This is a genomic window from Chthonomonas calidirosea T49, assembly GCF_000427095.1.
In the GTDB taxonomy this organism is placed as follows: domain Bacteria; phylum Armatimonadota; class Chthonomonadetes; order Chthonomonadales; family Chthonomonadaceae; genus Chthonomonas; species Chthonomonas calidirosea.
Genome location: NC_021487.1, coordinates 2,870,828 through 2,884,099, shown reverse-complemented (window position 1 = coordinate 2,884,099; position 13,272 = coordinate 2,870,828). Strand labels below are relative to the sequence as shown.

The window sequence follows — 13,272 nt, the reverse complement described above, 5'->3', positions numbered from 1 at the left end:
AAACCTTCTGACAGGGTTTTACGATCTATACAATAGCTTTCTCTTTTTATGAGGGGGCTTTAACCTTACATCGGCATTCGCAGATAACTTTAAGGAGGACATTCCTAGCATGAAGGGAAGAACAAGAAAGTCGGCCTCACTGGCGCTGCTGTTGGTTTTTACGGCCCTGTTTTTTGCTCTACCGTTGGCGATGGCGCGCCCCGGAAGCTTTGGCGGTGGTTTCCATGGCGGGAGCTTCGGGCGTAGCTCCGGCTCCTTCGGAGGGTCTCGAAGTTATGGAGGCTTTTTCGGCGGTCGCAGCAGCTCCTTCTCTGGCACTCGAAGCTATGGCGGTTCGTTTGGCCGAAGTGGCAGCTATGGAGGAACGTTTGGTAGCAGCCGCAGCTACAGCTCCTCGACGCGAAGCTACGGCGGCTCGTTTGGGCGTACGGGGGCCTTTGGAGGAAGACCAAGCTATACCCACTCCTCTTCCTACATCTACCAAGGACGCGCCTATCCCGCTCACTACTATGGCGGTTGGAGCGACTATAGCTTCTACTGGGGCGCTCCCCATTGGTACTACTATCTGCCTTTCCATCCGGCCTTTTACTACTATCCCCCCTACCTCGGCCCTGGAGGATACTACTATCCCGGCGGGTTCAACTGGTTCCACTTGTTCATTAGCCTTGCCGTTTTTGGGCTGATTCTGTGGTTCATAACCCGAATTATCTTTCGCGGCTTCGGGGGAACGCGCTATACGAGCTACGGACCTTAATGCCCATAGCGATAGTCGTGATGAGCGATGATCCATTCGGCGCGCTTAATGCGTTCGGGGGTAAGTGGGTGGTCTTGCAACCATTCTGGGGTGTTGTTACCCCCTTCCCACTTCTCCACAAGCTCTAATTTGTGGAAGAAACGGATAAGGCCATTGGGATCATAGCCGGCATAGTAGGCGTAGGAAAGGCCACGCCAGTCAGCCTCATATTCGTCGTCACGGCTGTATTTTAACTGGATGATCTGATCGACAAGGCCTACAGCATTTTGTACGTTGGCATTGGGGAAGAGGATGGAGATAAGAGCGCTGTGGATGATATCGGTCGAGATATGACGTGCCACATGGCGCGCATTGATATGCCCGCACTCATGCCCAATAACACAGGCCAGGGCGCTATCGTCATTGCCCACTAGATCGAGAAGGCCTCGAAAGACGTAGACAGGGCCGCCGGGCAACGAAAAGGCGTTGATCTGATTTGAGATAAGCACCTTAAAGGAGTAAGGCACGTCGCGCCGGTCCATATGGGGCAGAAGGCTTTCCCCTATTCTCCGTACCCTTTCGGCATCTGGAGAAGTGGTATCCACACGGAACTCTTGCTCCACCTCGCGCGCACCCTCTTTCCCAAGCTCAATCTCCTGTTTTGTGGAGAGGAAACTCCGTGTGCGGCATCCGCTGAGCATGGGGAGCCACAACAAAATAACGCACAACACCACAAGATGACGACGCCGCATGGCTTTGAGACCTCACTTTCTAACACTTAAGAAGAGGCTTCTCCTTTTTTCTGCAAGCTCGACTTGACACGGGCTTCCACAAACCGCTCAAGGCGATTTAATGCAAAACCGATGCGCCCTGCCAAGGTGGCTCTCTCCCAAACGGAGCCGTGCGCCTGCAACAGCAACAACCGCTGGTTCCACCGCTCCTGAGGCCGCCACCGATACTTATAAGATTCCTGACCACGCAAAAAATCGAACTCTACATGACCCTCCTCGATAGCTTGCCGAATAGCCTGAGCCACCAAAACTGTGCCGGGGCTGTAGCGGGCGTACTCCGGTGCGAAACCGGCCTGATAGTAGTAGGTCTTATTTCGAAAGGCAAAACAGTAGATCACAGCCCGAACGCCTCCATCGGCCTGCAAAACATGCAACCGGAGCCATCCCTTATCGAGGAAGCGGCCGGCTACCTCCTTATGAAACGCCTGAACCCTACGACTGCCAAACACACCCGGAAGCCATTTTGCGTTCCAACGTCGTTGGTGCAGTGAAAAAAGAGCCTCCATGCTCTCCTCTAAAGTCTCTTGTGTGGCGAGCGTAAAGGCCATATCGGGGAAGGTGCGTTGAAGCAGTCGAGCGTAGTAACCGATGTTGAAGCGCATCTTTTTCCCTAACTGCGCCGTTAATGCTTCCCAACGTGGCGGCAAAGGAAGATAAGGGCAGGGTTCAGTGGACTGAACTCCCACGACAGAAGGCCATATCGTCTGGTCGAGCAGTGGAGAACTTGGAGGGAGCTGTTGAAGATCGGCAATGTTCCAGCCGTCTAATGAGGTGCGGAGATGGTTAAACAAGGCTTTTGCCACGGCTTTTTCATAGCCAGGAAGCGCTAAAAAACCGAGGTAATCCGAGGAACCCGTACCGATCCATTCTAGACGGCGCAAAGGTGTTCCAAGGTAGCGCCCCACACAGAGTGGAGCCAGGGCTATCACCTCGCGATTATGGTAGAACACGAGCACGCGAGCACGCCGATTCGTTCCCACATGGCGCCACCAGGCCTCATTCCATTCCCACGTCTGGAAAGGCGTAATATTGGTGGCCGCCTCCTGCAACATGTGCCAAATTGGCTTAAGGCGCTCCAGGGCCTCGCGTTCATGATACTCTTGAACTTGCAAAGCTCCACTCCCTCGTACAGACGTCCCTCGAAGGCTACCTGTTAGATTGTACCTCTAAGCCCGATGTTCGCATGGAGCTGTCTAAGAGGCCCAAGGAACGAATTCCAAATTATCGTGGCCGAAGGTGGTGGCGAATGCGGCAGCAGTTTGCCTTCCAACCTCTTCTATCGAATAGCTGTGGCCTGTTTGCCGCAACAGCGAAGTAACCCCATAGGCCTGTATGCCGCAGGGCACAATGAGCTGAAAGAGAGAGAGATCGGTGGTGACATTAAATGCAAACCCATGATGCGTTATCCAACGATGGATGCGAATACCAATGGCAGCGATCTTTTCGGGACGGCCTTCCGGCCCGTCTACCCAAACACCAGTATAGCCCGGAAAGCGCCATCCTTTGAGAGAATAAGTTTCCAATGTCCGAATAAGGGCCTCTTCCACAAGCCGCAGGTAGTTGTGCACATCCGGCTTGTGAGGGGGCGATTGCAGATCGAAAATGGGGTAGCCCACCAGTTGCCCAGGCGCATGCAGCGTGATATCACCTCCCCGATCCGAGGGCACAACCTCTACCTGCAACCGCTTCAGGGTCTCTTGAGACGCCACCAGGTTCTTCGCGCTCGAAAATCGCCCCAAAGTGATGGTTGGGGGGTGTTGCAACAGTAAAAGCGTGTCGGGAATATGCCCCTTTCTACGCTCCTCTACAAGGTGGCGCTGCAAATCCCACGCCTGACGGTAGGGCACGATACCGAGCTGGTGTACACGCAGTATCATTGCAGACCGTCACCCGGAGAGTTGGGCCGCCGTGGAGTTGACAAGGCGACTGTAAAGCTCCTCGATCTGATGCGCCGTAACGGAGGAGGCGAAACGGGCTTTCGCCACCTGCAGGGCGGCTTCGCCCATGCGTCGGCGGCGTGAGGTGTCGGCCAATATCTCCACGAGGGCCTCAGCCAGGGCCTCTGGAGTTCGTTCTATCAACAGCCCCGTCTCGCCGTCCTGCACCAGTTCAGGGTTACCTCCGGCGCGTGTAGCAACCACCGGTTTTCCAACGGCCATCGCCTCAATGATGGCCATACTACAAGCCTCATAGCAGGATGGTAGAGTGATCACATCCATGGCGGCCATCAGGCGGCGAACATCGTTGCGCGTTCCGGTAAAACGCAGTCGCTCCACATAGCCTTTCGCCAGCGCTTTAAGATCAGCCTCTACCTGAGGCTGAACGGCTCCCACAAAAACGAAGTAGGTGGAGGGGTAACACTCTAGTACGCGCCGAGCCGCCTGCACCAGAAGGTAGCTGCCTTTAAAGGCGTTGATCTGGCCGAACAGCCCTACCAAAAGGGCATCATCGGGCACACCCAGTTCTCGCCGCACCTTGCGTTGCTCCAGCGGATCGAGGGTTGGAAACTCTGTAAAATCCGTGCCGTTATAGACGGTACGGACGCGCTGCGGGGGGACGCCATGCTCGATAAGCCATTGCCGTAAATACTCCGACACAGCCACCACCGAGGGGTCGCGATTAGGCAGAAAACGGTAAGCCGGGTTTCGATTGATGACATGCACACTGGAGACAACAGGAAGTCCGGCCAACCGGCCTGCAATGTGACCGAGGTAGGCCGCGCGGGTAAGATGCGTGTGCAGAATATGGGCATGAAAAGCTCGTGCGGTTTTAACGATGCTTGGAACGGCAAAGGGCGAAAGCGGCCCATGCATCACCACTTCACGGCACTCCATGCCCGCTTCGCGCACGCGCTCGGGCAGCCAACCGTTCGGTGGGCATATCACTAGAACACGATGCCCTCGTTGCCGTAAGCGGTTGGCGAGAACAAGCAGCTGGCTTGTGGTGCCGGAAATCTGGTTGCTAGAAACGATCTGTACGATGTTCATCGTTCGCGCGAAGCCTCAAGCCGCCTTCGCGAGTGGACAGGAGGACTGGGCGGCACGACGGTGGAGACTTTGAAAAACCTTTCCTTAAAGATTACGCACAAATTCCGACATGGTTTCTCACAAAGCCAACAGAGCGCCCCAGCACATTTTTGCTTGTTATATCAAGCCACGGTAGTATAGCACGCCCATCACACGGAGTCAAGCCAAAGAGATTTGGGCGATGTCTCTTATTCCGTCCTCCTCTCTAGCGAAGAGCGTTAAGGTCGCCGTTTCTTTTCTGGCTCAGGAGCTATGACTAGCCTTATCGTTCGGCTGTGCTAGCAGGTTGCCACAACAGTCCTTTGCCACTTGCAGGGTCAATAAAAACTCCACAGACGGTGATAGGATCTTTAGAATGAATGGCACGAATCTGCACGATGACGCTACCGGTAAAACGAAAGCGCAAATAGGCTCCATTTCCGAAGTTGTCCACGACCTGGGAGGCAAGTGGATGACCTTGAATATCGTAAATGTCCACTTCATAGCTCCAACCAAGGCGCGCGTAGTCGAGAAAATAGAGGCTCAGCCGATGTGCCTGCGCATCGGTTGTGTTGACCCGCAGAAAAAGCGGCAACATCTTGTAACGATAGACGTTCAGCTGATGGGGCACGGGCACAAGCACCTTGGCGGCAGCAAAAGCCACCGGTGCGCGTTCGGTAAGTCCATTCGCGCCTAATAAAACACGCTTATCCTCCACTGTAGGCTGTTTTACGAAGGCGAAGTTTACAAACTCGCTTTCAAGCACATCGTTTCCGACAGCGGAGGGGCGCCAGCGTTCAAACCCCGTACCTCTTTGCACGGTGACGGTAGGCAAGAAAAAGCTGGCCGTGCCGTCTCGAAGAGGGATAAGAAAGCCCTGTTTGCCGTAGTGCCCTAACCAGTTACCCTGTGTGGTGTCATCTCTTCCTTCATAAACCGCTTGTGCGCCCTCTGTGCCTTCTGGCACGATCACGTAGAGCCGCTGCAGAGAGGCAAGCCGTTGTTGACCTTGGAGGGCCAGCACATTCCATTGAAGCAGCGCATTGTAGGGCATCGGTGGCAGTCTTAGCGTAAATGTGAGAGTACGTTGGGCATGCGGTTTTAGAAGGAGCGGCTTGGTGGCAACGGCAATCTTATGGGGAGCATTCTTTGTTAGAAAATAGAGGGGTGCACTACGTACAAAGAGCGTCAGGGTGCGGTTGCTTGGGTTGGTAACAGCCACTGGTAGGTGTACAAGGGTTGCTGCAGGCAACGTAGGCATCCAGCGAGGGCTTTCACTAAAAGCGTTTGGCTTCAGCGCCTCCGTTGGGTAGGTAGGTACGCTCAACTCCACGGTGTTGGCACGTGCCCCTTCTGCCCCGATCCAGAACAGCAGGAGGGCGAGCGCAAACATTTTAAAGCATCCAGTGCAAAGCCGTGCAAGGTTATTTTTCATGGGTCTTTACTTAGCTTACTAGAAGAAGTGAAGTGGGTTATGGCAGACATAATGTTCGAGCTTCGGAACAGGATGGGAGCTCATATAAAGATACTGAAACACGATGCGCCATCCGCATCCCAACAACCACTGCAGCATCACTTCATTGCAGCCGGGTATGGCAAGGTAGGGTTCAACGCGCGTAAGATGCCCGCTCATACGAGGATGGAGTTTTGCCACGTGCAGCACATGCAGCACCATCCGCGGTAGGTCGGCAGGATTAAGGGCAAGGAAAGGGCCGGTAGAGAGCGGGCCATAATAGGCATAGCCGACTGGCTCACCGGCCTTCGTCCCCCCATCAGCTCTACGAAACAGACGCGCAGCCCCTTCCGGCCCACCTGTTTCGGCGATCCAGTGGAGATGTTCTGGCAAACGGGTATACCCTAAAATCGTTCGGTCGAGATGGTCAAGAATGGCCAGAGTTGCTGGCTTGGCCTCTACGGGTTCGGCCAAAAGCGGTGCTTCCGAGGAATCCGGGTTTAAACTGCTTGGCGGAGTAAGCGTATCGAGAATGGGTCCGTGAGATGAGTGGGGATGAAGCGACTCCACTTGCCCCCCTAAGAGCAGCATGGGCAGGCGCGGAAAACAGCCGGCGAGGCGAATGTAGAGCGAATCGGCAGCAGGGTGATAGGAGGCCAGAATAAACCGTGAAGAGGCACCGGCCTCCTCTCCATCCTGAAGACAACAGCGCAGAAGCGTGCGTCCAATTCCCTGGCGTTGGTAAGCGCTTAGCACAAAGAACTCGGTGAGCTGCCATACCCCGTCTCGTACAATGCTATGCGCATATCCAACGATGCGGCTTCGGCCGAAACGCGGTGTGTCTTCGGCCACCCAGTAACTGGAGTTAGGCGCAGAACGAAGATGGCGCCGTGCCCTCACATGTTGGCTCCAACTTATGTCGCTGCCCATGGCACGACGCATCACTTCAAAAGTATCGGGTTCGTCCTCCGGCGTCCCTCGGCGAAAGGTGATGGAGCGTGAAACGCGCTCAGCCTCTACAGGCCGTGTTGGGGAAGTCACCTTACAAACTCCTCATAGGCCTCAACAGGAAAATGTTGGTTAACCTCACTCGTTCGATCCTCATGCATCCGTGCGATCGGAAATAGAGTATACACATTTTCAGCTTGCACTTCGATACGATGTTTTCCGGGAGATAGATTATCTCGTGAAAGACGATAGGTATCTCCTTCCAGATGGGTCGCTACTGGTTTGCCATCCACTATCACGGTGAACCTAGTGGGTGCATCGCCGAGGTAGGCCCAACGAAAGACCAGTGCGCCCTGATCCTGATGAGGCGTTGCTAGAGCCAACAGTCCCTCCCGTGAGGTCGAATGATGATAAAGGTAGATCGCCGCCTGTGTGAGATTAAGGAAGAGATAACCCCAACCGCCCTTGCCACGATAGGCAGGGGTCGTTAAGGAAGTCGGTTCAATATCGTTGGACAGTTCGGGACTATAGCTATCCACATACATATCATGCTTTGGCCCGTAGCCTGCTCCTTCGGGTTGCCCAGCAAATTCGTTCCATTGGCAGATCAGCAGAAAGCGGGGCCTTACCGCGAAGGCGGTCTGCCACTCCTTGAGGTAGGTATAGCCGTTCTCATGCCCCATGGCCTGCGGATAGAGCCATCCCCCATCCCCAAAGAACGCGATGGTAATGGTAAGCGCTTCCGGTTGGCCTTGATAGTAGGTGGGAACGGGGGTTATGCTGCCGTCCATCCACGACCAGTAGCCGAAGCGCTCGAAGTGGCAGCTTTGAAGTTGACTAGCCATCCAGCGCACGGTGAACTGAGGAGCAAGGACAGGTGGTTGCCCCTGTAGATCGCCCGGCCCCGGCCCATTGAAGATCACAATAAGCGGCTTACCATAGGCCGATTGCCAGAGGTTACGATAGATTGGATTTGTTAAATAGTGCTGATAAACCCACGCGATCTCCTCACTTAGCGCTGTAGTGGTGGTGGAAGGGCCGTTATTTAGCCCTAAAAGCAGAGTGATTTTGGGAACAGAGAACCCCTCTTGCTGCAGCTTTGCCGCTTGCTGAAACAGCACGTCGGTTCCCCGTATGAGTTCATCCACGCCCGGAGCATGGTCTTTCCAGTGCTGCTTGCCCCAGAGATTGTTCGACCAGTCCACGAGAATGAAATCTATGCCGCAGCGGATCATCCAAAGAAGATGTTGCCGAGCCACAAGCGGATCAAAAGAGCTGTAGGTACCTTCCACAGGAATCGCCTCGGCGGTGCTCCATGTGGCGTTTAGCGGAGTGAACCACGGTTCCCACTCTATACCTACAAGGTGTGATGGGTCGCATGGCAGTTGCTGATGAGGGTGCCATGGAGTGACCTTCACGAGGACGGCATTCGAGCGAGGTGTGTTGGCAGGCCCTGGGGTATCGGTGGTAAAAGCGTTGAAGGCGTGCAGGCCCGGCCACCCCGTTATATCCCGCCCCCAAACGCCTCCACCCACTTTGGCTTCCGTCACTGCCGGTAGAGCGGGAGTCAGAGGTTGAGGCCACTGGACGGGTTTTGTTAGGCTTGCCTGCCAAGCGGAATCGGTTCCAATGGAAACCAGTTGGCCGGATGGCAGCCTCATATCGAGACGTGCTAAAAGACCTGCGGGGCCGGAGCCGTTGTAGCACTCCACGGCCAAACAGTTACCGCCCGGATGAAGGTAGCGTTGCAGCGATCTAAGGGTGTGCACCTTATGAAAATCCGCACCGGCTGCAACTTGCTTGCCGTTCAGGTAGGCCGTAAACCGATCGTCGCAGGTGATGTAGAGGATAGCCTTTTTCGGTTTATAGGGAAGGGTAAAGACACGCCAGAGCCAAACCTTTTGATGATCTTGCAGCTTTGAAGCCCATATCCACCAAGCCATAAGCGGTTGAGAGGAGGGGGCTTGCGCCACTTGAAGACGAGCTAAGCCAGAAAGTGGCAGCGGAACCGAATAGACCGCTTGTCCCTGTGCGTCGGTGGTGATCTCCGCTCCCCAACGGCGTCCATTCCACAAAGGCCAAAGCTTCACGCCGGACGCAGGCACACCGTGTTTACGAAAAGCTTGGACATGAAGCACAACGCTTGTGCCTTCCGCTATCTGCTTCTGATCGGCTCGGAGACTCAGTTTCAGCGAAGTCGCAGCACCCGACGGGGTAGCGGCCTTCAAAAGTAGAAGCCAGATGCCTGCCCACCCTAGCGACTGGCAACAGCGGTACATCGTTGCAAACCATCCCTTTCCAAGCGATGTTTGTGTCTTTTTCTCTACAACACCGACTGTTTCCTGCAGGCCTTAGGGAGCTATGCGATTTCCTAGCTAGGAAGCTAGTTGCCTACGGAAGCTGCACATATCTGTGGGCCATGAGAATCGCGTAAAAATTGTGGGAGCATCCTGCAATTTGGGAACATTGAATGTGATGCTGTACGTACATATTAGTGGAACACACTAAAGAGGTGTGCCAACAAGAATATAAACTTGAGAATACTTCATAGGAGGTGATGCCTATGGCCCGCAACAATGGAAACGCTTTGACCGTGCGATCGAACGAGAACGTAGTCCGCTGGAACCCCTGGGCAGAGTTTGATCGAATGCATCGCTACATGGATGATCTCTTCGCCTCGCTGATGGGCTACACGCCACTGAGCCGAATGCTCGGATCCACCGCCTTCGTGGGTGATCCGGAGCTGTCGCCCGATGTCTTCGAGACCGACGAAGAGATCGTCTTCGTCGTGCCGCTGCCGGGCATCAACCCGGAAGACCTCCATATCGAGGCCACGACCGATACCATCTCCATCCGTGGCGAGCGAAAACCGTTCTATCAAGCGGAGAACGCGGTGCAGCATCGCCAAAGCCTCTGGACGGCTCGCGGCACGGGCACCTTCCAAATCTCTTACACCTTGCCGGTTGAGATCAACCCCAATAAGGTGGAAGCCAACTATCGCAACGGTGTGCTAGAGGTTCATCTGCCCAAAGCGGAGGCTGTTAAACCTAAGACCGTTAAGATCAACGTCAACAAATAGTTTCCAGGGGAATAGCGAGGCGTGCAGCTCGCACCTCGCTGGCCAGCGTGGACGAACAGAGCTGTAGGAAAAGCCGCTGCCTATGGTGAATAAGCTAGGAAACTAGCTTGAATCCATAGGAGCGGCTTTGCGCTTATGTCAACTATGTCAACACCCCACGTCCTCCACACAGCGCTTCAGCGACTTCGTGCTGCGGCCGATCGTGCCCTTAACGGCTTCCCCTCTATCGCCTGGCAACGCCTTTCCGGACCGGGGGAAGGCACGCCTGTACTTCACGGCACCGGTTCTTTTGAAAATCTTTTTGTGGAACCGAACGCTGAGGTTCGCCTCTCCACAAAGCTAAATCTTCCCAACACCGCAGCAGGAGCCCCTATCGTCGGTGAACCACTGCAAGGGACGCTCTTTACGCTCTACCCCACCCGCATCACTTGGAACGGAAAACCGATCTTCGAGGACGATAGCCTCTCTGTGGCCGCCGGATCCGCGCTTTTTACCATCGTTCCCGCCCTAAAGGAGGGCGACAACGGCGAGTTGCGTTTGGAAATGCGCATCCCTAACCATCAAGTTACGGGGTGGTATCAGCTGCGTCTGACCACGCCGAGCCTTCGCAACCGCTTCGAGAAACTCGATATCCTTTGGGCGCAACTCGCCCTCGCCCATGGGTTCGCACAAACCGAAACCGAACGCCGTCTTGTGCAAGAGGCCGCCGCACTTGTGCCGGAAATAACCGACGAAACCTCTCTCGATCAGATCGAGGCGCTCTCCCAGCAGATCATCACCATTTTGACACCATTGCAAAAACCCATTGCGGACATGCGGGTTCACCTTATCGGCCACAGCCATATTGACATGAACTGGTTGTGGACCTGGCCGGATACCGTGCAGGTGATCCTGCGTGACTTCAAGAGCGTCCTGCAGCTGATGGAGGAGTTCCCCGAACTTACCTTTTCTCATAGTCAACCGGCAACCTACGAGGTTGTACGCCAAAAAGCACCCGATCTCTTTCAAAAGGTGCTTGAACGTATTAAAGAGGGGCGATGGGAAGCCACCACCGTGGCCTGGATCGAGAACGATTCGAATATGTCATCGGGTGAAGCCCATGTCCGCCAGATGTTAGAGGGAGTACGTTACTCACAGGAGGTGCTTGGGGTAACTCCAACCACCTATCATGCCCCCGATACCTTTGGGCATGCTGGCAACATCCCACAGCTTGCCACCTTGGCTGGAGCCGAGCGTTACTATCACCACCGAGCGAACCCAGGTCAGGCACAGCTTTGGCCTGCCTACTGGTGGGAAGGACAAGATGGAACCCGCATTTTGGCCTTCTCCACACCATCCTACAACGGAGAGATATACGCTCGTGATCTGGCCGAAGCAGCCCTTCGAGCGCACCACGCCGGGCATCATTGCGCGCTCCACTTCCATGGAATCGGTGATCACGGCGGAGGGCCCTCACGTCAAAACCTCGAGGCCTTACGCCGTTTTCAGAAAACCCCCCTGCTTCCAACCGCATTCTGCAGTCGTCTCGACAACTACACAAGGGAGCTTCTGCAACATCATCCTGTCTTGCCCGTGCATAGAGGCGAAAGCAGCACCATCTTTGAAGGCTGCTATACAACCCATGCCGATACAAAGTACTACAATCGTACAGGAGAAAACTTGCTCTGCACCGCCGACACGGTAGCCGCTCTGGCCGGTCAGAACGCTACAGAGGCGCTTAGCCAGGCCTGGCGTACCGTCTGTTTTAACCAGTTCCACGATATTCTCGATGGCTCGGCCATTCATGAGGCCTACGAACAGAACCGTGAGGATTTCCTAGCCGTAAAAGCTACCGCGCAACAGGTAATACAGCAGGCCCTTGATGTGCTCGAAAGTCCTCTACCTCCGGGTGTCATCGCCGTTACAAACCCACTCGGTTTCGAACGCACGGATGTTGCACGGCTTGAAGGATGGACAGAAACCCCTCCTACCGCCCTACAACGAGTAGATGGCACGCGGTACCCTTTGCAAATAACAGCGGAGGGTCTGCTTTTTACACCCACCTTAGGTGCCTTTGAAACGGCTGGCTATCTGCCCGTGTACGATGAATTGGCTTTTCCCGTCCTCGCTCCCGAACCGGCCTACGCCCCAGTTGACCCGCGCTCGCTAGCTCCTCCCACCGATGCTGCAGAAAGCGCCCCTTACTATCGCATCGAAACGCCCTATTTTATTGCCTACATCCGCCGAGATTGCGGCATCATCGTTAGCCTCTACGACAAACGGGTAGGTAAAGAGGTAGTAGGCTATGGCCTGCGACGTGGTAGCGACTACTTGGACTCGGCTCGCCCCGATCTCGCCCTCGGCGTTCTTCAGCTTGTGGACGAATATCCACATGGCATGGCAGCGTGGCATTACGACGAAGTCTACCAGGAGTTCAGCCTCATTCGAGGGGCGACAACGCGCATCTTAGAGACGGGGCCAGTGCGCTGCGTTCTGGAGACGCGTCACACGGTGCGGAAAACGACCATTCTCCAGAAGATCATTTTCTATCAGACTCTGCCTCGAATTGACTTTGAAACCCATCTCGACTGGCAGGAGGTCGGCAATCCGCAGGTAGGTATTCCAAACCTCAAAGTAGCGTTTACAGCACGCCTATCCGAATGCCAAGCCTGGTTTGAAACGCCCTATGCCGCCGTGCGTCGCCCGTCGGACGGGCAAGAGGTTCCCGCTCTGCGTTGGGCTTGGGTTGGTGGGCCGGAATACGGTATTGCACTACTGAATGATAGCAAATATGGTTACGATGTGCTTGGTTGCCGGCTACGCATGAATCTCGTTCGCACCGCTTATGAACCCGACACCTGCTCCGATGTTGGCCTGCATCAAGTGCGCTATAGCCTCTATCCTCATCCAGCCTTCTGGCCCGAAGCTGGGGTCATAGAGGCCGCCGCCGGCTTTAATCAGCCGCTGATCGCACGAAAGGCGAACGGTAAAAACGCCCGCTGCGCGATCTGCCGTCCCCATCTTGCCCCAGGCACCACGGTAAAGATCGGCTGTTTGAAAACCGCTCACGATGGCAATGGAATAATCGTCCGCCTTTACGAGAGCGCTGGGCGCTCTGGTATCGCCCTTCTCAAAGGCCTGCCGGAGGGGACTCAAGTCTGGGAAACCACGCTGCTGGAAACGGAAGGGCGGCCTTGCAATGTAACCCAAGGAGCTCTATCGCTCTCCTTTCTGCCTTGGCAGGTTAAAACACTCCGCCTGTTGCTGCCATAAAGAGAGGAAGA

General features: G+C 55.1%; 10 protein-coding genes. 3 read left to right on the top strand and 7 right to left on the bottom strand.

All coding sequences use genetic code 11. The annotated features are described in order from the left end of the window. The first annotated feature begins 109 nt into the window (after positions 1–109). Positions 110–754 carry a hypothetical protein gene (locus CCALI_RS15430; protein ID WP_016483774.1) on the top strand — a complete coding sequence of 215 codons (645 nt, stop codon included), beginning with the start codon at positions 110–112 and terminating at the stop codon, positions 752–754. Here CCALI_RS15430 and CCALI_RS12155 read toward each other — a convergent pair. From CCALI_RS12155 to CCALI_RS12125, 7 genes are all read right to left on the bottom strand, one after another. After that, complete coding sequence (locus CCALI_RS12155; protein WP_016483773.1) at positions 751–1,485, bottom strand: M48 family metallopeptidase; 735 nt, start codon at positions 1,483–1,485, stop codon at positions 751–753. The genes CCALI_RS15430 and CCALI_RS12155 overlap by 4 nt on opposite strands. A 26-nt stretch (positions 1,486–1,511) precedes the next feature. Beyond that, entirely contained in the window at positions 1,512–2,636 is a 1,125-nt protein-coding gene (locus CCALI_RS12150) for a GNAT family N-acetyltransferase (RefSeq protein WP_016483772.1), read from the bottom strand. A gap of 81 nt (positions 2,637–2,717) precedes the next feature. Then, on the bottom strand, positions 2,718–3,401 hold the full coding sequence (gene lipB / locus CCALI_RS12145) for a lipoyl(octanoyl) transferase LipB (protein ID WP_016483771.1): 684 nt from the start codon (positions 3,399–3,401) through the stop codon (positions 2,718–2,720). 9 nt (positions 3,402–3,410) lie between these two features. Further along, positions 3,411–4,511 carry a glycosyltransferase family 4 protein gene (locus CCALI_RS12140; protein ID WP_016483770.1) on the bottom strand — a complete coding sequence of 367 codons (1,101 nt, stop codon included), beginning with the start codon at positions 4,509–4,511 and terminating at the stop codon, positions 3,411–3,413. 301 nt (positions 4,512–4,812) lie between these two features. After that, complete coding sequence (locus CCALI_RS12135; RefSeq protein ID WP_044949224.1) at positions 4,813–5,964, bottom strand: hypothetical protein; 1,152 nt, start codon at positions 5,962–5,964, stop codon at positions 4,813–4,815. An 18-nt stretch (positions 5,965–5,982) separates the two neighbouring features. Further along, positions 5,983–7,023 (bottom strand): GNAT family N-acetyltransferase, encoded by a 1,041-nt coding sequence (locus tag CCALI_RS12130; RefSeq protein ID WP_016483768.1) that lies wholly within the window; start codon positions 7,021–7,023, stop codon positions 5,983–5,985. Further along, positions 7,020–9,209, bottom strand: a complete 2,190-nt coding sequence (locus CCALI_RS12125) for a hypothetical protein (protein WP_016483767.1) — start codon at positions 9,207–9,209, stop codon at positions 7,020–7,022. Before CCALI_RS12125 ends, CCALI_RS12130 begins: the two co-directional genes overlap by 4 nt. Positions 9,210–9,493: 284 nt before the next feature. Here CCALI_RS12125 and CCALI_RS12120 point away from each other — a divergent pair, with 284 nt between their 5' ends. Next, complete coding sequence (locus tag CCALI_RS12120; protein WP_016483766.1) at positions 9,494–10,009, top strand: Hsp20/alpha crystallin family protein; 516 nt, start codon at positions 9,494–9,496, stop codon at positions 10,007–10,009. Positions 10,010–10,144: 135 nt separating this feature from the next. Continuing rightward, positions 10,145–13,261 (top strand): alpha-mannosidase, encoded by a 3,117-nt coding sequence (locus tag CCALI_RS12115; RefSeq protein ID WP_016483765.1) that lies wholly within the window; start codon positions 10,145–10,147, stop codon positions 13,259–13,261. Positions 13,262–13,272 lie beyond the last annotated feature (11 nt).